We start from the raw sequence: 20622 nt of genomic DNA, 5'->3' as shown, positions 1-20622 counted from the left end.
GACTTATAGCTCATCCAAAGACACCGATACGCCTTTTTCACCTCGTCGAGACTTTGCCAGTTCGCTTAGCTCGATATCTTCGAGCCGCTCCATCATGGCTTCATAAAGCTCAGCCGGCACCATGTACCCCATCACCCGATTGTGATTGAGCACGGCGATGGGCATCCCTGCGGCACCGGACATGGCCGCAGTTGGATTCTTTTTCAGTTCCGACACGCTTACCGCTACATCGGCGAAGATATTCTGCATATTTATCGACCTCAATTAAGACCTATATTTTGGTCAATGCCTCGGGCAATGACATGCCATGGCCTGCTAAAAGTTTGGATCCCATCCTCTGGCGAGGTATGCTCTGCGAGATAGCCAAATGCCACCACCCAGGAGCGCCAAGCGCCTGGCATTCATGGACGAGCCTCCTTTGCCCAGCCACCCTACCCGCCACACCATCGCCCGCCAGTGGCAGTTGCTCAAGCTACTGCCAGGCCGCCACCCCGGCATGAGCTCCACGCAGTTGCAGGCTGCTCTGTCATCCGTGGGCCACAGCACCAGCAAGCGCACCGTCGAGCGCGACCTGGTCGAGCTGTCGGCGCTGTTCCCACTGCATTGCAACAGCAAAGGCATGCCCTACGGCTGGTACTGGCAACCTGGCTTGAGCCTGGGCGAGGCGCGGCACCTGCAACCGGATGCCCTCAGCCCGGTACGCCAGGTCGTGCTACGTGCCTGGGTCGACGATGCACTTGCCCGTCGTCTTGAACACCAGCCGCTGTCCACAGACATGCAACTCACCCCGCAGCAGGACGGCGGCGCCTCGCTGCAAGCGACCGTCGACGACGGCCGGGCGTTGATGGGCTGGTTGCTTTCACAGGCGGGGTCGATACGCGTGCAGGCCCCGCAAGCGCTGCGCGAGGCCTTGCTGGAACAAATGCGCCAGAGCCTGGCGCTGCACGATGACTGTCAGTGATTGGGCACGTACGTCAGGACGGCAACACCGGCATGCGGCGGCGTGACAGGCAAGCGTAGGCCAACGCCAGCACGCCGAACCCCAGCACCACCAACAGCACCATCAGCTCACGGCTGTAGCGCGCCACCAGCGCGGGAAAACCGCTGAACTCGCGGTACACCTGCACATCGGCCACGCCGTCGGCGTGACGGATGCTGACGCCGCCCTGGCGGATCTGCGAGTAGTCCGCATCGAAGTACACCCACACCTTGCAAGCGCCACCCGGCTCAATGGCCGGTATTTCGACCACGGGCGTGGCGGCCTCGATGATGGTGTCGTTACCCGCGGCATCGCGCACTTGCACCAGGCCCTTGGCCGGCAGGCGGATGGTTACCTGGCGCACCGGCGCATCACCCGTGTTGCGCAGGTCGATGAGCAGACCGGTGCGGTGGTCCACCAACCCCGCCTCGAACGGCTTGGCGAACAGTTGGGCATAAGGCGCCTGGGCCAGTTCGATCAACCGGTCGACCTGCTCATGGCTCAACTCGCCCTGGCCGATACGGTTGATGCGCCCTTGCAACTGCTCGTACTTCAGCAGCTCGCTGGCCTTGCTGATCCGCTCGCTGAACTGGCTCGGGTAGGTGAGATAGGCATAGGTCAGGGAGGCTTCCAGGCGAGGGCGGCCTTTGATCACCACATAGGCCACCAGTATGACCATCAGGCCCATCAGCAGCGCTACGAGGCATTTCCCGACTTTGTCCCAGCTCAACACAAACTTCCTTCTGTCGTGGTACTGACGATTCAAACGGCCCAAGGGTGCCAATTTCGTGGCGCCCAGGCAAGCATTCAACGCCCCAGTAGTACGGGCAGTGACGCTACCAGCATAGGCCTGATCACAGTATTCGCTTTGTCCTTGACCGTGGTCATGCCGTGAACGAGGATCAGGCTTCCACAGACAAGGACGCAAACCATGTTACGGATACTGGGCAGAGCTTCTTCCATCAATGTGCGAAAAGTCCTTTGGGCCTGTGCCGAGTTCGATATCCCCTTCGAGCGGGAAGACTGGGGTTCGGGCTTCCAACCCACCAACACGCCCGCATTTCTGGCACTGAACCCCAACGCCATGATCCCGGTGATCCAGGACGGCGATTTCACCCTGTGGGAATCCAACACCATCATCCGCTACCTGGCAACGCGCCATGACCAGGGCGCCACCTACCCGGCCGAGGCACAAGCGCGGGCGCGCATCGATCAATGGATCGACTGGCAAGCATCGGACCTCAACCGGTCGTGGAGCTACGCGTTCATGTCGCTGGTCAGGCACTCCCCTGCACACCAGGACCCTCAAGCACTGGCCGCCGGTTGCGCAGAATGGGGCCGCCACATGCAGATTCTGGAGCGCCAGCTCGCCGCCACCGGCGCTTATGTGGCCGGTAGCCGGTTCACGCTGGCCGACATCCCTATTGGCCTGTCGGTCAACCGCTGGTTCGAGACCCCGTTCGAGCACCCTCACCTGCCGGCAGTCAGGGCCTACTACGAGCGGCTGAGCCAGCGCCGCGCGTTTTGCCTGCATGGCAGAAACGGCACGCCCTAAGCACAGGCCTTCAACGCTGGGGCGGCCGGAGGCACTGACTGAAGCCGCCCCTGCTCAGCGTGCCTCCAGCACCTTCGCCAACACGAAGGTCACCACCACTGCCAGCAACACGCCAATGGCGATCGACATGACCGCGCCCCACTGCAACAGCGTGTGTTGCAAGGTCAGGTAAAAGCCGACCACGCCCACGGCGCCAATGCCGTTGCCGCGTATGATCGCAGCCAGCTCCTGGCGCCCGCCCTGGACGTGGGCGAACACCGCCAGCGGCCAGGCGATGACTGGGACCGGCGCCAGCATCCCGCTGACCACAGGGCCGAGCAAGGTCGCGCTGGCCGTGATCACCAGCAGCAGCAAGGTGGCGGTCATCATGCGCATCGGGATGACCCAGCGAGGCGTCGGCACGTAGCGTGCGGCACTGGCGTCTGCCGGCTTGGCGGTGGCCACGACGATGGCGATGACCAGTAGCAGCGTGGCAATGACCGACAACGCCACCCCGCCCAGGTGGCTGGTTGCCAACGCCGCCAACACAAAGAACGCCAGCGCTGCGATGCAGCCGACCAAGGCGCCTACACGTCGGGTCACCCCGTAATAGAACAAGCAGGTTGCCTGCACGGCAGCCACCCCGGCCAATGCCCCTGGTACGGCCAATGAGGCGAACGCCTCGCCTTGTTCAAGGCTGAGAAACAGCATGACCAGCGCCGAGGTAACGGGTAGCCCTGAAAGCAGCCCGCCAATTTGCGTGCCCCAGCGTTTGCCAGCCAGCGAAATGGCCAGCATCAGGGTGGGGGTCATGAAGAGTTTGAGGTAGAAGACAGTCATGCAGAGGTTCAGGTCTGAGGCGGGGGATAGCGCATGCTAGCTGAAGCGCGCTCCGGGGCACAGTGACGATGGCCGTTGCGGGCAAGCGCCATCCGCCTATCCAGGTTCAGACCAGGGTTTGGAACGCCTGAGCTGCGCCCCAAATGATGGGCGGGTGTCCAACATTTGGGGCGCAATTCAGGCTGTGTTATACCAAGGCGGCCTTCGACGCTGCCACGCCCCGCGCGCGCCAGGCAAACGCCAGCACCATCAGCAACCCCAAACCCGCCATCAACGCACCTGCCAGGGAAATCGCCGGGTAACCCAGCCCCGCATTGATCACCGCCCCACCCAGCGCAGCGCCTATTGCGTTGCCAAGGTTGAACGCGCCGATATTCACCGCAGACGCCAGGTTAGGCGCGTCCTTGGCCGCTTCCATCACGCGCATCTGCAGCGGCGGCACCAAGGCAAAACTGGCCGCCCCCCACACCAGCACCGCCAGTGCCGTGGGCAGCGACCAGGGCATCAGCAGCGGAAACACCAGCAGCACAGCGATCAACACCGCCAGCGAGACGATCAGCGTACGATCGACCGAGCGGTCCGCCGCCTTGCCACCCCACACGTTGCCCAAGGTCAGGCCGATACCGAACAACACCAGCATGACGGTGATGAACGTGGTGGAGGCCTGGGCCTCGCTGTGCAGAATGGGCGCAATGTAGGTGAACACGGTAAACATCGCGCTGGAGCCGACCACGGTCAGCGCCAATGCCGCCAGAACCGGCCCACGGCCGAGCACGCGGATTTCGGCCATTACCCCATCACTTTTGGGCAGCGGCACATTGGGCAGCGCGTACCACAGCGCCGACATGGCCACCAAACCCAGGCCCGCGATGCCCCAGAACGACGTGCGCCACCCCAACAACTCACCGAACCAGGTCGCCAACGGCACACCGCCGATGGTCGCCAGCGTCAACCCCATGAACATCGCGGCCACGGCGCCTGCGCGTTTTTCCGGCGGCACCACACTGGCTGCCACGATCGAGCCGATACCAAAGAACGCGCCATGGTTGAGCGAGGTCACCACGCGGGCCACGAGCAGGCTGGCGTAATCGCTCGCCAGCGCCGACATCAGGTTACCGAGGGTGAAAATGGCCATCAGCCCAATCAACAGGTAACGCCGCGGCACCTTGCCGGTGGCCAGGGTCATCAACGGGGCACCGATCAGCACCCCCACCGCGTAGGCGCTGACCAGCAGCCCGGCAGCAGGTATCGAGACCCCGAGGTCTGTGGCAATACTGGGCAACATGCCCATGGGGGCGAACTCGGTGACGCCGATGCCAAAGGCACCGATGGCGAGTGCGACGAGGGGTGGATTGATGCGCATGACGGGCTCCTTATCTGTGCCGCAAATGCTACGATCCACTCCGTTAATGCACTAGACCGCATTTTTGCCAATCACCTTTGCGCGCGAGGCACAAATGGACTTCAACGGCAGGTCCGGCGAGATGGAGATTTTTGCCAACGTCGCGCACGCGGGCAGCTTGTCTGCGGCGGCGCGGGCGCTGGGGCTGACGCCATCGGCGGTCAGCCGGATCATCGCGCGCACCGAACAGCGCCTGGGCACCCGCCTGCTGTTGCGCACCACACGGGCCATTTCGCTTACCCCGGAGGGCGAAGCCTACTTGCGTGGCGCCCGGCGCATCCTCGCCGACATGGATGAAGTCGAGGATGCCATCACCGACCAGGGCGTACCGCGCGGGCGCCTGCGGGTGAGCGCCGCGCTGGGGCATGCCCGGCTCACGGTGGTGCCCTTGCTGGCGCAGTTCAGCGCCCTGTACCCGCAGATACTGGTCGACCTGACGCTAGGCGACGAACTGGTCGACATTGCCGGCGGCCAGGCCGATGTCGCGCTGCGTTTCGGCCACCTGCCGGACAGTTCGCTGAGTGCCCGTTACATTGGCGACACCGGCCAGGTGATCGTTGCCTCGCCCGATTATCTGCAACGCTGCGGCACCCCGAACGAACCTGAAGACCTGGCCCGCCATAACTGTTTGCGTTTCAACTTCCGACGTGCCGAGCCCGACTGGCCGTTTCGCCGTGACGGGCAGGCGTTTGCCCTTAAAGTCAGCGGCAACCTGGAGTGCAGCAGCGGCGAGGCGCTGGCGCAATTGGCCAGGCTGGGGGCCGGCATCGCGCGCATCGGTACGTTCACGGTGGGCGATGACCTTGCCAGCGGGCAACTGGTGCCGCTGCTGGAGGCCTACAACCCCGGCGACCGGGAGCCGATTCATGCGGTGTTCGTCGGCGGCCCGGCGATGCCGGCACGGGTTCGGGTGTTCGTGGACTTTCTGGTCGAGCATCATCAGGGTTGGCCGCTGCGCCACGCACCGCCAACATCGCAACCCTGAGCGCAATTAAAACGCATAACTCGCACTCGCCCCTGCGCACTTAGCAACCACAGCCGATTGCCTTGCGATATTATTGGATCCAATCGCGCGCCATACAGGGCTGGGGAGATCGGCATGCAAGCTTTGGGGATGGACTATCGGCACGGTGAGGTGGTTGCCAGCCACTGCCACGTTGAGGATCAGCTGATCTATGCCGCCAACGGTGTGATGCGGGTGTGCAGCGATGGCGGTAACTGGGTGATCCCCCGTGGGCAGGCACTGTGGATACCTGCTGGGGTCGGCCACGAAATCCGCATGCAAGGTGAAGTGTCGATGCGCACCTTGTTGCTGGGTTCGCACGTCACGCGCTGCCATGTCATCGCGGTGTCCGGTTTGCTGCGCGAGCTGATCCTGGCGGGCTCACGGATGTTGCAGCGCGACGAGCCGCTGGGCGAGCACGCCCGGGCGCTGATCCAGCGTGAGCTGGAAACGGCCGAGCGCATCGATGCCTACGTGCCGGTGCCGCAGCATGCACGGCTGCGCGCCTGGTGCGAGGGCTTTCTCGAAGACCCGGCCCAGGACCTGACGCTGGAGCAGTGCGGCGCGCAACTGAACATGAGCGCGCGCACCCTGGCGCGGCTGTTCCAGCGTGAGGTGGGCATGTCGTATGGCGAGTGGCGAGCACGCACGCGCATGGTCCTCAGCCAGCAGTGCCTGGCCGATGGCAAACCGATCCTGAACGTGGCACTGGACCACGGTTACCAGAGCGCCAGCGCCTTTGCCGCGATGTTCAAGCGCATCCTTGGCTACAACCCCAGCGACTGGCAGGTCAACGTGCTGGGCACGGGCGCCGCGCCAACGCCCTGAGCGCCGAGGCTGAGGTTGTCCCAGTTGCGCGCAGGGTTGTCCCGCTTGCGGCAGCGGGGCTACCCCAGCCCTCGTTAATCTGGCCTCACGACCCCTCATACGGCTTGCGTGATGCCAATTCGATCCCTTTCCAGCCCCGCCAGGCGGGCTGCCGCCATCGGCGTGTTCAGCGTGCTGTCGGCGTGCACTGGGCACCCCACAGGCGCCCTCCCCCCCAACCCCTTCCAGGCATTGCCCGGGCTGCGCCTGCCTGCCGACGTCAGCGACGAGGCGCTGCCCGCGCGCTGGTGGGCGTTGTATCACGACCCGCAGCTCAACGCCTGGGTGCAGCAGGCCCTGGAACACAACCAGGACCTGGCGCAGGCCGAAGCCAATGTGCAGGCCATGCTGGCCGGCATTGGCGAGTTCGACGCCAAGCGCTGGCCCAGCACTTCCCTCGGGTTTGCCGCCAGCTATGGCAAGAGCGCCAATGACCAGACCCTGGCCGAGGCCACCGACAGCCATGCGCCATCGCAATGGGCGTTCAACCCGGCCATTGAGCTGGCCTACCAGGTAGACGTCTGGGGCCAGGTGCGCGCGGCCATCGAACGGGCACGGGTACAGGCCGAGGCCAGCCGCGAGGCCTTGGAGCTGGTGCACCTGCAGGTGGTCAGCCAGACCACTCGCGCCTACATCGACCAATGCGTCTACGGGGCCCGCATCGCGGCAGCCAGCCAGTCCCTGGACACGTTGCAGCGCAGTGTGCAGCTCAGCGAGCGCCAGCGTCAGGCTGGCGTCGCCACCGAACTCGATGCTGTGCGCCTGCTGGGTTTACGCGAACAGGTACAGGCGCAACTGCCGATGCTGGAGGCACGCCGGCGCATGGCCCTGTACGAACTGAGCATGCTCAGTGGCCAGGAGCCGGCGGCGCTGATCGACAACGGCGCCCCCTGCCAGACCATCCCGACCCTCGCCGCGCCGTTGCCTGCTGGCGACGCCTGGCGCCTGCTCGAACGCCGGCCAGACGTGCGCAAGGCCGAACGCGAGCTGCAGGCTGCCGCTTTGGAAGTCGACATCGTCAAGGCTGACCTGTATCCGAAGGTCAGCTTCGGCGCCTCGTTGACCTCGTCGGATCACCACCTGGCCAACCTGGGCGACAGCCGTGCGCTGATGTTTGCCATCGGCCCGTTGATCCGCTGGGAGTTCCCCAATATCAAGGCCAACCGCGCACGGGTGAGCAAGGCCCAGGCCTTGCAACAGGCGCAAATCGCTCATTACCGCGGGGTGGCGTTGGCGGCACTCAAGGATGTGCGCCAGGCCCTGGCCCGTTTTGACGGTGAACGGCAACGTACCCAGGCCCTGGCAGCAGCCCTGGTGCAGGGCCAACGCGGCTTTGCCCTGGCGCAAAGCAGCTACCGCGCCGGCACCCTCGACGCACTGGCGCTGCTGGACAGCGAGCGCGACCTGATCGCAGTCAGGGCCAGCCATGTCGAGGCCCAAGGCCGCCTGGCACGTGCCCAGATCAACCTGTTCCGCGCCCTGGGCGGGCGCTGGCAATCATCACCGGCACCGGCCCCAAGCCGGGTGCGTCGCTCCACTCCCGCTACTGGAAGCCAATCATGAATGTTGCCGTTACAAAGAACGCGCTGGCGGATGACCAGCCCCAGGCGGCTGTCACTGCCCGCAGGCCCCGTCGCCGCCTGGCACTGTACGCCGGTGGTGGCCTGATGCTGCTGGCAGCGCTGGCCTTCGGCGGGTACTGGTTCACTACCGGGCGCTACCTGGAGACCACCGATGATGCCTATGTACGCGCCGACTGGGTGGCCCTGAGCGCGCGCGTGGCCGGCTATGTGGCCAAGGTTGAAGTGGAGGACGACCAGCCCGTCAAGGCAGGCGATGTGCTGGTGCGCCTGCACAACCGCGACTACCGTGCACGCCTCGACCAGGCCACTGCCGGGGTGGCCGAAGCACAGGCCGCGCTGGCGGCGGCGCAGGCCAGCCAGCAAGTGGCTGGCGAGCGTATCAACCAGCAACAGCAGGCCATCTTCCAGGCCGAATCGGCCGTGCACAGTGCCAGCGCCGAGCGCCAGCGCAGCGAGCTGGACATGCAGCGCTACCGTGGCCTGGTGCGTGACAACGCAGCCACCGTGCAGCGCCTGGAAGCGGCCAATGCCAGTGCTGTACAAGCGGGTGCCGCGCTGCAGGGCGCGCAGGCACGCTTACGAGAACAGCGTTCGCAACTGACGATGGCCAAGGCCCTGGCGCTGGCGGCCGATGCCGACATCAAGCAACGCACGGCGGCCTTGAGCCGTGCCCAGGCCCGCCAGGCGCTGGCCGAGCAGGATGAACAGGACACCGTCATCCGCGCGCCCATCGATGGCGTGGTCGGTCAGCGCCGCGTTCGCGCCGGGCAGTATGTGGTGCCAGGCCAGCCGTTGCTGGCGGTGGTGCCGTTGCAGCAGACCTACGTGGTCGCCAACTACAAGGAAACCCAGCTGGCCCACATGCGTCCGGGGCAACCGGTGCAGGTGCGTATCGACAGCTTCGCCAGCCAGCCTGTGCAAGGCCGCGTGGCGAGCTTCTCGCCGGCGTCCGGCAATGTTTTTGCGCTGCTGCCTTCGGACAACGCCACCGGCAACTTCACCAAGATCGTCCAGCGTTTTCCGGTGCGCATCGTGCTCGACCAACCCGTAGACGGCGTGCAGATACTGCCCGGCATGTCGGTGGTGACCACGGTCGACACGCGCCCCGTGGAGCCGGCCGATGAGCACTGAGCAAAGGGTACCGTTGCGGGCCTGGGTGGCGGTGTTCGGCGGCTTGCTTGGGTGCTTCATGGCCGGCATGAACGTGCACGTCACCAGCGCGGCGCTGCCTGAAATCCGCGGTTCGCTGGGTGCCAGCTTCGAAGAGGGCTCGTGGATTTCCACCGCGTACCTGGTGGCAGAGATTGTCATGATTCCGCTGACGGCCTGGCTGGTCGAGGTGTTTTCCATGCGCCGGGTGATGTGGACGGGGTCGTTCATCTTCCTGCTGGCATCGATCGCCTGCTCGTGGGCGCCCAATCTGGAGGCAATGATCACCCTCAGGGTGATCCAGGGCGCAGCCGGCGCAGTGCTCATCCCCCTCTCCTTTCAGTTGATCATCACCGAACTGCCCGCCAGCAAGATGGCCATGGGCATGGCGCTGTTCAGCCTGGCCAACAGCGTGGCCCAGGCGGCGGGGCCTTCCATTGGCGGCTGGTTGACCGATGTCTATTCGTGGCGCTGGATTTTCTACCTGCAGCTGTTTCCCGGCGTCGCACTGCTGCTCGCCATCGCCTGGTCGATCGAAGCCAAACCCATGCAACTGGCCCTGTTGCGTCGGGGCGACTGGGTGGGCATAGCGGCCATGGTCCTGGGCTTGGGCGGCTTGCAGATCGTGCTGGAGGAAGGCGGCCGGCTGGACTGGTTCGGCTCGACGTTCATCGTCGGCATGTCGATCATCGCAGGCTTGGCGTTGGCGGTATTCGTGTTCACCCAGTTGTACGGCCAGCGCGCATTCATCAACTTGCGCTTGCTGGGGCGCTACAACTTCGGGGTCGCCAGCATCGCCATGTTCATCTTTGGCGCCGCCACCTTTGGCCTGGTGTTCCTGGTGCCCAACTACCTCTCCCAGCTGCAGGGCTACAGCGCCCGGGATGTGGGGGTCGCGTTGATCGCCTATGGCGTGGTGCAACTGCTGCTGGCGCCGTTGATGCCAAAATTGATGGCCTGGACCAGCGCCAAGTTCATGGTGGCCAGTGGTTTTCTGATCATGGCTGCAGGCTGCTGGCTGGGCGCGAGCCTGAACATCGACAGCGCCGATAACGTCATCATCCCGTCCACGGTGGTGCGCGGCATTGGCCAGCCGTTCATCATGGTCGCGCTGTCGGTACTGGCGGTGGCAGGGTTGGAAAAACGTGAAGCGGGCTCGGCCTCGGCGGTGTTTTCGATGCTGCGCAACTTGGGTGGCGCCATCGGCACCGCCACGCTGACGCAGATCGTGGCAACGCGCGAGCGCTATCACAGTGAGCGCATTCACGAACATGTCACGGTGTTCGCACCCAGTGTGCAGGAGCGCATCAGCCAGACCGTGCAGAGCTGGCTGCCGGCCCAGCAACAGGCGCTGGAAGGGTTGGCCGCGACCATCAGGCGCGAGGCTTACCTGATGGCCTACAGTGATGCCTTCTACCTGGCGTGCCTGGCATTGATCGGCTGCGCAGTAGCGGCACTGTTACTGCGCACCCGGCAACCGGCATGAGCATGTGTGTAACCCGCTGCGCCGGTATAAAAACGGCCCGCGAACGCGGGCCGGCTTTGGGCTAATCGGCGAAGTGGATCACCATGCGGCCTTTGATCTTGCCTTCCTGCATCTCTTCGAAAATGTCATTGATGTCTTCGATCGGGCGCAGCGTTACCTTCGGCACCACCTTGCCTTGCGCGGCAAATTCGAAGGCTTCTTGCAGGTCCTGACGGGTACCGACCAGCGAACCCACCACCTCGATACCGTCGAGCACAAGGCGTGGAATGTCCAGGCTCATGGCTTCAGGTGGCAGCCCAACCGCGACCAGCCGACCGCCAGCACGCAGCGCATCGACCGCCGAGTTGAAGGCGCTTTTGGCCACGGCCGTGACCACCGCCGCATGGGCGCCGCCGGTCTTGGCCTGGATGACTTTGGCTGCGTCCTCATCGCGCGGGTTGACCACCAGGTCGGCGCCCATTTCGCGGGCGAAGGCCAGTTGTTCATCATTGACGTCGATGGCGATGACCCGGGCATTGAAGACGTTCTTGGCGTACTGCAGGGCGAGGTTGCCCAGGCCACCGAGGCCGTAGATGGCAAGCCATTGCCCAGGGCGGATATTCGACGACTTCACCGCCTTGTAGGTGGTCACACCGGCGCAGGTGATGCTGCTGGCGGCCGCCGAGTCCAGCCCGTCCGGCACTTTTACCGCATAGTCCGCCACCACGATGCACGCCTCGGCCATGCCGCCATCGACCGTGTAACCGGAGTTCTTCACCGCGCGGCACAGTGTCTCGTTGCCGCTGTTGCAGTATTCGCAATGCCCGCAGCCCTGGAAGAACCAAGCAACGCTGGCCCGGTCACCTGGCTTGAGCGAAGTCACGCCCGGCCCCACTTCCACGACCACGCCAATCCCTTCGTGGCCCAGGATCACACCGGTCTTGTCGCCGAAATCGCCATTCTTGACATGCAGGTCGGTATGGCAAACGCCACAACACTGCATCTTCAGCAACGCTTCCCCGTGCGCCAGCGGCCGCAGTGTTTTTTCCACCACGTCCACGCGACGCCCTTTGGCAACAACAGCAGCTTTCATAAATACCTCCGTGTCTGGCTGAGTGAGCTTGAGAGAGTGCCCGGGTCAGCATAGTGGCGGATTGATGAAGAGGCGTTGCTGCAGGTCAGGTTTTGAACAGTGGGCAGTAATAAGGGTTGGACGTTAGCCAAAGGTACTGATGAACGGCCCGGCAGACTGCCGAATTGCCCTCACCACATCGGGGGCTTGCTCGCACAGTTCAGCAGAGCGAGCCAGTACTTGCTCCAACGCCTGCAACTGTTCGCAAATGATTTCCTTTGGCCGAGCCACATCACAGGTGACAGCAAAGTCCATCAAGCCCTGCCTTGAAGCAAACAACGACTTGTTACCGCCCAGGTCCAGGGCCAACACATCCTCAGGGATGTAGGCTGTGGTGGCGATAGCCGCATAGCTCTTGCTGTACTTCTGCTGCGCCGAAAGCCCCATCAATGCGGCCATGTCCTCAAAGCCGATCGGATTGAGCTGCCCGTCCCGATCAAAGCGCCGCATGACGAAAAGCTTGGCGTTATCGGACAGGTAGAATTTCGGCACTGGGATCCCTACCTCCTTGGCCACGGACATGCAGAGAAACTCGTTGATTGCCAGCCCCGGGAACTCGTCCCGCCCGCTTTTTATGATCAGGTCAGACGTTTTCGAGGTGAAACGTTGCGGCGCACCACCCGCCCAATCGGCGAGCTGCTACCAGAGAGCGCCAATAGCAGCATCGGATCGACATTCACCACCTTGACCAGACGGTTACGCAATTGCTCCAGCACATAGCCTTCAGGCAAATTCATCTGGAATATCGGGTGCAGTTCCCGGTGTCGGTATTCATCCAGGCGTAATGGCATCAGTAGACTGATCGCTGCATGAGCCGAAGCATCCTCACGGTAGCGAAACAGATAGTCTTCAGCGGAGCTGAAAACTGTCCCGCTTTCCCCTCCCGGTGTCGCTACCCGTAGCATGGCCGTCATCAGTCGAATACTCCCTGAATTTCATCCAACGTGGGCATGGCTGCGGGCACTAGCGCGAACTCGCAGTCCAAAGCGCCCACCACTCGAGCATAGGCGGCCATACCTACAGATAGATCGCCTCGCTCTATCGCGATAACTTTCTGACGGGTAACACCGGCCAATGCCGCCAGCTTGGCTTGAGTGAACCCACGACTCAACCGGCGCTGCCGAACTTGTTGACCCAGGCGTGCAATGATAAAAGAGGGATCCATGTTCTGTATACGTAACAAATTTAAGTTAATGTAACGTATACCTAACCTAGGTAAATATCAAATCACCCCCGCAGATTCAGCCCCAAGGCAAACACCGCCGCAGCCAGTGCAACCAGCGACACGGCATTGCGGCCTAGGTAGGCAACCCAACCCGGTGCGGCCAGTTGCGCCAGCTGGGCCTGGCATTGGCGCTGGTTGTCCAGCAGCGTGGCCAGCTGCGCCTCCATGCGGTCCACGCGTTGAGCCTGGGTGCTGGTGGCCAGGGCGAGCTTCTTCAATGCCGTGGTCACGGTGGTCGACAGGCTTTCCCGGGCCAGGTTGCTGGCGGTCAGGTTTTTCTTCAGCTCCTCAAGTTGCCCTTCCTGGGCGGCGAGCTTGTGCTGATGGTGCTCCAGGTTCTTTCTGATCACGGCCTCTTTCTGCACCCGGGCCAGGGTGCTGGTCACCAGCTTCTGGTGTTGCGCATCGATCTTGGCATCCAGGGCCGTCAGGTCGGTCTCCTGCTTGCCTTGGGCCCAGGCCAGCCGCTCCACCTCCTGGGTGCAATAGGCGTAGCCATCGGCCATCGCCAGCAGGTCGTCGATCTGCTGCTTGAATTCGCACAGCACCACCAGGGCCCCTTCCTGGTTGCCCTCCAGCGTCACCGCGTCGGCCTGCAGGCGTTCGATCTCACGCACCAGGGCGTCATTGAAGCCGCGCAGTACCTTGTTGTTGGCCGTGTGCAACTGGGTCAACAACTGCACCACGCTCTGGGTCACGGCCAGGCTCTCACCCACCTGCCTGACCATGTCGGCCAGGTCTTTGTCGTTTTTGCCCGTCAGGCCGCCCCAGAACGAATCCCAGGTGCCTTGCTGCTTGAACGCCTCGAGCTGCTCGCGCGCCCCCTTGTTGTTGACGATGGCCTCGTGCAGCTTGCGCAGCCCGTGCTCGAAGTCTTTGAGCTGGTCGTGCTCCTCGCGGGGCGCCGGCAGCGACGCAGGGGCGGGTACGGGCAGCGACTCGGCCAGCCTGACTTGGCCAAAGAGCTTGGCGGCGAGGTCGGTTGTAGTGTTGAACACCTGTCAGGACTCCTGGGTAATACGGTTTTTGTTCGATTGCAGCAGTGCCGAGTAGTCGATCGCCCGCACTGCCCGATGCTGCGCCAGGCGCTCGCGGTGGGCGCCGGCCTCACGGGCCAGGGTGTCGACCGACTGGGCGTATTCCATCAGGCCCTCGGCCATCAGCCATTCGTTCTCTTGTACCTGGATCAGTTGCAACGCCGCCGCGCGCTTGGCCTCCAGCGCTTCGTGCCAGCCGCTCTTGAAGTCCACCAGGAAGGCCACGATGGGCGGCACGACCTTTTGCAGGTGGTAACTGCACAGCCCGAAACCGATGGCCGCGATCACGCAGGAAATGTACGGCGCAGCCACGCCGACCAGGGGCAGCAACTGCGCCTCGATGACCGGCTCGATGCCGTCCCAGAAAATCAGCGTGCCACTGACCACCACGGTTTCGACGATCTTTTGGATGAGCTCTTCCCTTGGCATGGACTGGGCACCCTTGTAGAGCTGCCAGGCGCCATGGGCGAGGTCGAACAGGTTGCGGCTCAGGTTGTAGACCTGGCGGACCGCCTTGGACAGGGCGTTGACGATGAACTCGACCACGCCGTTGAGCAGCTTCAGGGGCGCGGCGACGATACGCTCGACCACGGCCCAGATCTTTTGCAGAAAGCGCTCGACTCGGGCCTTGAGGCGCGCAGTGCCGCCCATGAACAGGTCGACCAGTTCATCCTTGATGGCGATGATCGCGGCAGCGGTCAGTTGCTCGAATACCTGCCACCCCGAGTTCTTCAGCGCCTCCTTGCCAGCGCCCATGGCCACCTCGCCGGCACTGCCCATCGCGTCCTTCATTTTCTTGGCTTCGATGTTGCTGCGGATACCCTGCTCTTCCTTCAGCTCTTGCTTGCGGTTGACCGGCGGCTTTTCGTTCTTGATCAGGAAGGCTTCCAGGGCGGCGGCGGTTTCGGCCGAATCCATGACCACGAACTTGACGGTGCACCCGGCCTCAAGCTGGTCCGCCAGCTTGTAGGGCTTGCGGGTTTCGCTGTTGGCCCGGCCGCGGTATTCGTTCATGTGCCCGTCCTGCCAGCGCTGACGCATGTTGGTGCTGTCACCGATGTAGGCCAGCTGGCCGCTGGCGTCGTACACCACGTACACGCCGGGCTTGTCGGGCAAGTCGTTGAGGCTGGAGGCGTCGTTGGCGCTTACCGAGAGCGCGCCGTCGAATTGCAGCGTGGCCAGCGAACCGATACCGGCCGACAGGCTTTTGAAGAGGATTTCTTTCCAGGCGACACCCCGGTTGGCAACCTGCATGGCGCTTTGCGCCGAGGTGGCAGCGAGGGTGTCCTTGCCGGCCTGCAGCGGGTCCGGTGACTTGGCGTTGGGCTGGGAATTCTTTTTGTTGCGAAAACCGGCCACGAGCTTGCGGTTGGTGTTCTCGATCGCCCGGTCGACAATCAGGTTGGCGAGCGGCGACAGCGTCCTGTGTTGGTATGGCTGGTTCATCATCCCTATCCGGATAGCTCGATCATGGGCGGCAAGCTATCAAAATGACATCATCGGATCCACTGCCGGGATGCTTGAAATGTCGAAAAACTGGCGTTTTGGAGCTGCATGGCAGCCCCAAGACGCGGGCGATCAATCCACCCGCACGAACACCTGCTTGGCCATGTTGTTGCCGCCAATCGACTCCAGACGCTTGCCGCCATCCAGCACGCGCACGTTGATCAGCGCAACGCCGTTGGCATCACGGGCCACGACCACATCGTCCTTGCGCTCCCACTCGTCGACCTTGATCTTGTTGCCCGCAGAGACGATGTAGTCACTGGAGAACTCGACCGTCTGCTTGCCTGCGCTGAAGCCCATCACAGTGGTCTCGGCCTCGTAGGTGCCATCCAGCGCATCGTTGCCGCAGCCAGCCAGTACACAGAATGGCAATGCTGCCAGCACGTATTTGAAGCGACGCATAGGTATTCCTTGTCAGTCATTCATCTAAAGAGGCGGCGGCACGCCTCGCGCCCTGGGCGAAAGCCGGGTGCCGCCAGAACGGCAATCAACCCTTGGCGGTACCCACCAGGGAGTCGATCAACATCGCCGAGGCGGTATCGCCGTTCTCCAGCACCAGCTGGCGAATGGACTTGCCGAACCCTGCCAGCGGCGTGTCGAAGGTGAAGTCGGACTTGCCCTGGTAGCTGGCAGCGAAGCGAATCACGTTGTCCGACCAGCTTACGCGGTGCCCGCCTGCAGCCAGGTTGTAACCGTCGAAGAAGGCTGCGGCCACGGGCGTGGTGCCATCGACATCCGCCGCATTCAAGTTCGCGCCAGCCGCGATCAACGCCTCGGCGTAGCTATGGTCGCGCTGGGCCATGCAGGCGTGCAGGGCCGTCTCGCCACCGTAGGCCTTGGCGTTCACGTCACTGCCCTTGAGCAGTGCCTGGAACAGCGCTTCAGGTTGCTGACCCGCGCCACGGCGACGTTGCAGCTCGCCGGCTTTTTTGCAGAAGGTCGACAGCGCGGTATCGCCATAGACGTTGTGGGCCTTGAGGTCTTCCTTGCCGGCCAGGGTGATCATGTGGGCGAAGCTGCAGCTGTTGTAGTCGCTACCTGCCAGGCAGTCGATCAGGCGGGTGTTGCCGTTGACATCCCGGCCCATCGGGTCGGCGCCAATCGATACCAGGTAGTCATAGGCATTATCGGCGGCGCCGACGATCAGCGGCTTGTTCTCATGATGGATACGTTGGTTGACGTTGATGCCGGAGCTTTTGAGCAGGTAGGCAAAGGCGTCCAGGTCCTTGATCTCTTTCGCCCAGTCCGAATTGCGCGCCTGGCCTTGTGCGGCATCCCATACGCGCATGGCCATGGGCGAGGTGTCTGGCGGGCTGTCGATATCACGCACCTGGGCATACCCAGGCTGATAACTGACCCACACGCCCACTTGCTTGTCGTCCTTGTAGCTGCCCTTCTCCGCCACCGTGCCGGCCGGCCAGCCGCGGACAAAGTACATCTCGGACAGGCCGTTTCTGTTGCCTGCGCTGTAGGTGACCTTGCTGGCCGGTACCGACGTGCCATCGGTGAACGCCGTCCAAGTCTCACGCACGCCTTCGAGCTCGCCGGCCTTGTAGGTGGCGCGGTCTTTCAGGTTGCCCTTGTAGTCATAGTGCTCCACCGGGCCATCGAGTTTGCCGGTACCGTCACTGGCAAAGGTTTCCAGCAGGGTGAGCTTCTGCTCGCCGTCGATGACCCGCCACTCGCGCTGGGTGCCGACACGGATGGAGGGCTTGCGGAAATCAACGGTCGGCAGCACCGTGCTGTCAGCGACCTGCAGGCCGGTGGCGCAGTCGTAGCTTTGCTCGCTGCGGCGACCGCCTTCGAGGGTCAGAACGTTTTCCAGATGGTCGGCGAATTCACCCTTGCACCAGGTTTTCTTGGGGCCGACGAAGGCACCGTCCTGCAACTGGCCTTCGACCAGCAGCTTGCCATCCTGGTCGAACTCCTTCCATTCCCCGACCGCCTTGCCGTCTTCCACCTTGAACGACTGCAGTACCCGGTCACCTACCTTGTGCACCACGGTGCCATTGAGCCGCTCGCCGGACTTGCGCTCCAGGTACAGCGCATGTGGCGAACCGACAGTGCCGGTGTAGCTGGTGACTTCGTCGAAGTTGTATTCGGAGTTGCAGCCGGCCAAGGCGGACGCCAGGGCACAGAGAACGAAACGCTTTTTCATGAATATCCTTGTAGAAATGCGTGCGGGCTGGTGCTGGGCATGGCTTCGCCAACGCTCAGTACTGGCCGGGGTGTAACGGGGTTATGCAGTGGCGGGCAGTGCGGCTGGAGGGTCTCTATTAGAAGCGCATCAAGAAGCTGACCATCCCTGTAAAAACGCTCTGGGATGCGGGTTTTGGCGGGATTATACATAGCGGCCTAATAATGGCAAAGCTAATGGTCTGTTTGCTGCTGGCTTTGAAACCTGTGGGGCCACTTCGCGGCCCCAGCTGGCTCAGACAGCCATCAACTGATCGTCCAGATCCGTCAAGGCTTCGCCAAAAAAGGCCTTGAACAAGTCCGTCGGCCGCTGGTTTTCCAGTAACCCAAAATGCTCTCCCAGTGCACGGCCCGTGCGCAGAATCAGCTTCGCGGTTTCAGGTTTCGCAGTATCAGGGTTGCCTGCTAACTCTGAGCGCACCAGCAACTCGGCAGGCGATACCGAATGCTCAAGCGCCAGCTCGGCAACCTTGCCACTCAGGTACACGTTGGTCAGATAGACCTGCTCGTACTCGTCACCTGCAATGAACTGCGCAACGCCGCCACTGAGCACTTCCAACCCTGGCGCGCCCCCCTGCGCGATGCACGCGAGTTGCTCGAGGTTGAAACTGACCAGGTCGAACTCGCGTGGCTGCAAAGGTGCACAGTACGCTTGTGCAGTGTTGGCCGTGCGGCCCTTGACCTCGACCTGCCACTGCCGGAAGTCCTTCAGGCTTACGCTGTGCCCGGCAGCCTGGCTGCAGTGCAGATAGTCGATGAACACCTGCGGGAAGGTCACGCTGGTCGGCACCCAGGTCGAGCGGGTGCTGCCGCCCCCGGCGCCTTCACTGGACGCGGGCGCATAGGCAGCCTCTGGAAGCAGGCAGCGCAGGTCATAACCCAGCATGAACAACGCCGCTTCGAAGCTGTGGCTACGCGCCTGCAGCGAACCTTCGAACAGCTGCCCAGCGCCCGCCAGTGTGGCCTGGATGATCCACCCCAGCTCGACCTGGCTGCGCGCCCACGCATACCCCGGCACCGCCTTGGTGAAGAACTGCGGTGCTTTTGCAAAGCCCAGCGCCCCCGGGTCACGCACTTGGTCACCGCGTGCCCCGCCAGACGGGAAACGCAATTGCGCTGGGGTGGTTTTGCCTTGGCGGTACAGCGCATAGAGCATGGCAATGGCGGCGCCGACCCGGCTGTCGTAGATGGGCGAGCCGGTGGTGTCGATCAGCGAGTGGATCTTGGTCAGCCCCGCATCGAAGCGCTGGATGCTGCCGGCATTCAGCGCAGAGAGCGTTTGGCCTGCGCCCAGGTCGAACAACGGTCTGCACGCCTTGAGGTAACTCACCAGTTGCTGTTGCTGGCGTAGCGCCCCCAGGAACGGGATGGCCCCGCGTACACCGCCCCACTTCAGTACGGCGCAGCAGGCGTTGTAGGCCGCATCATCGCAGCCTGACGCCAACGCTGCCGCCAACCGGCTGCGCAAAAGCTGCAACGAAGCGGTGGTGCTGGCCCAGTCCATGGACGTGACCCACTGCCCGGTTTGTGCATCCTGCCAGGCACTGCCCCAGCGATACAGCGCCAGCACCTGTTCGATACCCACCACCCGCTGATTCAGGCCGCCCTTGACCTGATGGCTGGGCTTGAAGCGCAGGTGCACATCCAGTGTCGGCAAGTTGACCTGAAGCCATTCGATGAAGCCACGCACATCCGGCTGCGCAAGAAACGTGTTTCGATCCATCTGTTCACTACACCCTACAAGAAGATTTTCTGCTGTCTGCGGCACTGTGCATTCAGTCCAGGTTCAACCACGGCTTGAGCTCCGCCCTGTTCGCCAGCACCAACTGCTGCGCCTCGGGCCTTGCATCATGCACGTTGGGGTTCACCTGGAAGCGCTTGACCACATACTTCACCAGGGCCTGCGAGCTGCGCACCAGCAACTGGCCGTCGGCCATGCCAAAGTCCACCTCGATGATGGCCCGCTGCGCCTGTGTCAGGCGCTCGTCCGGCTTGAAGATCACATCGACCGGGGTGTTCCACTCAAGGTCATGCTCGATGCCGTTTTCAGTTTCAGCGTCGTGCAGCTCTGGTACACCGCGCAAACGGCTGAGGACGAAGTCGCGGTACATGCGGTTTTTTTCGCAATAGGCCCGCACATGCCAGCGCATCCCGGTGTACACCAGGGTATGCGGCGCGATGGTACGGCCTTCGGGCTCCGGGCTTTTGAACGACACGTACTCGATATCCAGGCGCCGCTTCTCGCGGCAGGCCTTGAGCAGCGGCCGCAGCACCTCGGGCTTGACCGAGCGGTCCGGAACCTTGAGCACCTCGGTGTGGGCGTAGGCCAACGCCAGGCCTTCGATGTGTGGTGCGCGCTCGTTGTTCTGGTTGAGCAGGTCGAGGTAGGCGCTGGCACTGTCGTCGATGAACAAAGGTTTGAACTGCCGCGTCGGCACGTAGCCTTTGATCTGCTTGTCGTACACCAGGTTCTTCGACGCGTAGTCGTTGATGTAGGTGTTGATGTCCTTCGAGGCCTGCTGACGACTGATGCCGAAGCTCTGCATCAGATGATTGGTGGTCAGGCGGCCTTCCCACCAGACCACCGTTTCAATCAGGCGGTAGCGCAGGGCCAGGTCCCAACGGGTTTGCTCCATGCGTTGCGTGCGTTTCATACGGTTTCCTGCGTGAGGAGCAGTAGTGCATGCTCAGCCAATTGACGTGT

The 20622-nt window shown here is 63.1% G+C and carries 19 protein-coding genes and 1 pseudogene; 7 read left to right on the top strand and 13 right to left on the bottom strand.

Annotation, left to right across the window (positions count from 1 at the left end; translation table 11 throughout):
• Positions 1–3: 3 nt before the first annotated feature.
• Positions 4–249 (bottom strand): type II toxin-antitoxin system Phd/YefM family antitoxin, encoded by a 246-nt coding sequence (locus LOY26_RS09715; protein WP_186665620.1) that lies wholly within the window; start codon positions 247–249, stop codon positions 4–6.
• 169 nt (positions 250–418) lie between these two features.
• On the opposite strand from LOY26_RS09715, the gene LOY26_RS09710 reads away from it, so the two are divergent.
• A complete protein-coding gene (locus tag LOY26_RS09710; protein WP_186659891.1) occupies positions 419–961 on the top strand; it encodes a WYL domain-containing protein in 543 nt (180 codons plus the stop codon).
• 13 nt (positions 962–974) lie between these two features.
• Here the strand turns inward: LOY26_RS09710 and LOY26_RS09705 are convergent, their stop codons facing one another.
• Positions 975–1709, bottom strand: coding sequence for a hypothetical protein (locus LOY26_RS09705; protein WP_258714643.1), 735 nt, complete (start codon positions 1707–1709; stop codon positions 975–977).
• Between the two features lie 201 nt (positions 1710–1910).
• Here LOY26_RS09705 and LOY26_RS09700 point away from each other — a divergent pair, with 201 nt between their 5' ends.
• Positions 1911–2534, top strand: coding sequence for a glutathione S-transferase family protein (locus LOY26_RS09700; protein WP_186659737.1), 624 nt, complete (start codon positions 1911–1913; stop codon positions 2532–2534).
• A gap of 54 nt (positions 2535–2588) precedes the next feature.
• Here the strand turns inward: LOY26_RS09700 and LOY26_RS09695 are convergent, their stop codons facing one another.
• Positions 2589–3353: a hypothetical protein gene (locus tag LOY26_RS09695; protein WP_047582014.1), complete on the bottom strand. Its 765-nt coding sequence runs from the start codon at positions 3351–3353 to the stop codon at positions 2589–2591.
• 187 nt (positions 3354–3540) lie between these two features.
• Positions 3541–4716 carry an MFS transporter gene (locus tag LOY26_RS09690; RefSeq protein WP_186665622.1) on the bottom strand — a complete coding sequence of 392 codons (1176 nt, stop codon included), beginning with the start codon at positions 4714–4716 and terminating at the stop codon, positions 3541–3543.
• 94 nt (positions 4717–4810) lie between these two features.
• Here LOY26_RS09690 and LOY26_RS09685 point away from each other — a divergent pair, with 94 nt between their 5' ends.
• The 5 genes from LOY26_RS09685 to LOY26_RS09665 all read left to right on the top strand — a co-directional run bounded on the left by LOY26_RS09685 (position 4811) and on the right by LOY26_RS09665 (position 10843).
• Entirely contained in the window at positions 4811–5740 is a 930-nt protein-coding gene (locus tag LOY26_RS09685; protein ID WP_186665624.1) for a LysR family transcriptional regulator, read from the top strand.
• Positions 5741–5854: 114 nt separating this feature from the next.
• Positions 5855–6586, top strand: coding sequence for a helix-turn-helix transcriptional regulator (locus LOY26_RS09680; RefSeq protein ID WP_258714642.1), 732 nt, complete (start codon positions 5855–5857; stop codon positions 6584–6586).
• Between the two features lie 246 nt (positions 6587–6832).
• Entirely contained in the window at positions 6833–8188 is a 1356-nt protein-coding gene (locus LOY26_RS09675; RefSeq protein ID WP_258714895.1) for an efflux transporter outer membrane subunit, read from the top strand.
• On the top strand, positions 8185–9339 hold the full coding sequence (locus LOY26_RS09670; RefSeq protein ID WP_258714641.1) for an HlyD family secretion protein: 1155 nt from the start codon (positions 8185–8187) through the stop codon (positions 9337–9339). The genes LOY26_RS09675 and LOY26_RS09670 overlap by 4 nt, the downstream gene beginning before the upstream one ends.
• The gene (locus LOY26_RS09665; RefSeq protein WP_186659745.1) at positions 9329–10843 is read left to right on the top strand and encodes a DHA2 family efflux MFS transporter permease subunit; all 1515 of its coding nucleotides are present in this window, start codon (positions 9329–9331) and stop codon (positions 10841–10843) included. The genes LOY26_RS09670 and LOY26_RS09665 overlap by 11 nt, the downstream gene beginning before the upstream one ends.
• Before the next feature lie 61 nt (positions 10844–10904).
• Here LOY26_RS09665 and adhP read toward each other — a convergent pair whose 3' ends face one another.
• The 9 genes and pseudogenes from adhP to LOY26_RS09620 form a co-directional block, all read right to left on the bottom strand.
• Entirely contained in the window at positions 10905–11915 is a 1011-nt protein-coding gene (gene adhP, locus LOY26_RS09660; RefSeq protein ID WP_033697090.1) for an alcohol dehydrogenase AdhP, read from the bottom strand.
• Between the two features lie 123 nt (positions 11916–12038).
• Positions 12039–12868 (bottom strand): annotated as a pseudogene (locus LOY26_RS09655) (HipA domain-containing protein).
• Positions 12868–13119 (bottom strand): helix-turn-helix transcriptional regulator, encoded by a 252-nt coding sequence (locus LOY26_RS09650; protein ID WP_047582004.1) that lies wholly within the window; start codon positions 13117–13119, stop codon positions 12868–12870. The pseudogene LOY26_RS09655 and the gene LOY26_RS09650 overlap by 1 nt, the downstream one beginning before the upstream one ends.
• A 62-nt stretch (positions 13120–13181) precedes the next feature.
• A complete protein-coding gene (locus LOY26_RS27030; RefSeq protein ID WP_238338633.1) occupies positions 13182–14177 on the bottom strand; it encodes a hypothetical protein in 996 nt (331 codons plus the stop codon).
• Positions 14178–14180: 3 nt separating this feature from the next.
• A complete protein-coding gene (locus LOY26_RS09640; protein WP_047582001.1) occupies positions 14181–15662 on the bottom strand; it encodes a GIY-YIG nuclease family protein in 1482 nt (493 codons plus the stop codon).
• Positions 15663–15794: 132 nt separating this feature from the next.
• Entirely contained in the window at positions 15795–16124 is a 330-nt protein-coding gene (locus LOY26_RS09635) for a hypothetical protein (RefSeq protein ID WP_033697085.1), read from the bottom strand.
• A gap of 85 nt (positions 16125–16209) precedes the next feature.
• Positions 16210–17880 carry a hypothetical protein gene (locus tag LOY26_RS09630; RefSeq protein ID WP_033697082.1) on the bottom strand — a complete coding sequence of 557 codons (1671 nt, stop codon included), beginning with the start codon at positions 17878–17880 and terminating at the stop codon, positions 16210–16212.
• A 273-nt stretch (positions 17881–18153) separates the two neighbouring features.
• Positions 18154–19641, bottom strand: a complete 1488-nt coding sequence (locus tag LOY26_RS09625; RefSeq protein ID WP_258714640.1) for a hypothetical protein — start codon at positions 19639–19641, stop codon at positions 18154–18156.
• Positions 19642–19693: 52 nt separating this feature from the next.
• Complete coding sequence (locus LOY26_RS09620) at positions 19694–20572, bottom strand: YafY family protein (RefSeq protein WP_033697079.1); 879 nt, start codon at positions 20570–20572, stop codon at positions 19694–19696.
• Positions 20573–20622 lie beyond the last annotated feature (50 nt).

The sequence above is a fragment of the Pseudomonas sp. B21-047 genome (assembly GCF_024748775.1).
Classification (GTDB): Bacteria; Pseudomonadota; Gammaproteobacteria; order Pseudomonadales; family Pseudomonadaceae; genus Aquipseudomonas; species Aquipseudomonas capeferrum.
The sequence above is the reverse complement of the archived record's forward strand: the minus strand, read 5'-3'. Positions and strand labels throughout refer to the sequence as shown.

Bases quoted from the DNA above. Each gene is read 5' to 3' on its own strand.
- LOY26_RS09620 (WP_033697079.1), bottom strand. From the start codon at position 20,572: ATGAAACGCACGCAACGCATGGAGCAAACCCGTTGGGACCTGGCCCTG.
- LOY26_RS09665 (WP_186659745.1), top strand. From the start codon at position 9,329: ATGAGCACTGAGCAAAGGGTACCGTTGCGGGCCTGGGTGGCGGTGTTC.
- LOY26_RS09700 (WP_186659737.1), top strand. From the start codon at position 1,911: ATGTTACGGATACTGGGCAGAGCTTCTTCCATCAATGTGCGAAAAGTC.
- LOY26_RS09630 (WP_033697082.1), bottom strand. From the start codon at position 17,880: ATGAAAAAGCGTTTCGTTCTCTGTGCCCTGGCGTCCGCCTTGGCCGGC.
- LOY26_RS09680 (WP_258714642.1), top strand. From the start codon at position 5,855: ATGCAAGCTTTGGGGATGGACTATCGGCACGGTGAGGTGGTTGCCAGC.
- LOY26_RS09640 (WP_047582001.1), bottom strand. From the start codon at position 15,662: ATGAACCAGCCATACCAACACAGGACGCTGTCGCCGCTCGCCAACCTG.
- LOY26_RS09715 (WP_186665620.1), bottom strand. From the start codon at position 249: ATGCAGAATATCTTCGCCGATGTAGCGGTAAGCGTGTCGGAACTGAAA.
- LOY26_RS09635 (WP_033697085.1), bottom strand. From the start codon at position 16,124: ATGCGTCGCTTCAAATACGTGCTGGCAGCATTGCCATTCTGTGTACTG.
- LOY26_RS09625 (WP_258714640.1), bottom strand. From the start codon at position 19,641: ATGGATCGAAACACGTTTCTTGCGCAGCCGGATGTGCGTGGCTTCATC.
- LOY26_RS09695 (WP_047582014.1), bottom strand. From the start codon at position 3,353: ATGACTGTCTTCTACCTCAAACTCTTCATGACCCCCACCCTGATGCTG.
- adhP (WP_033697090.1), bottom strand. From the start codon at position 11,915: ATGAAAGCTGCTGTTGTTGCCAAAGGGCGTCGCGTGGACGTGGTGGAA.
- LOY26_RS09670 (WP_258714641.1), top strand. From the start codon at position 8,185: ATGAATGTTGCCGTTACAAAGAACGCGCTGGCGGATGACCAGCCCCAG.
- LOY26_RS09685 (WP_186665624.1), top strand. From the start codon at position 4,811: ATGGACTTCAACGGCAGGTCCGGCGAGATGGAGATTTTTGCCAACGTC.
- LOY26_RS09650 (WP_047582004.1), bottom strand. From the start codon at position 13,119: ATGGATCCCTCTTTTATCATTGCACGCCTGGGTCAACAAGTTCGGCAG.
- LOY26_RS09690 (WP_186665622.1), bottom strand. From the start codon at position 4,716: ATGCGCATCAATCCACCCCTCGTCGCACTCGCCATCGGTGCCTTTGGC.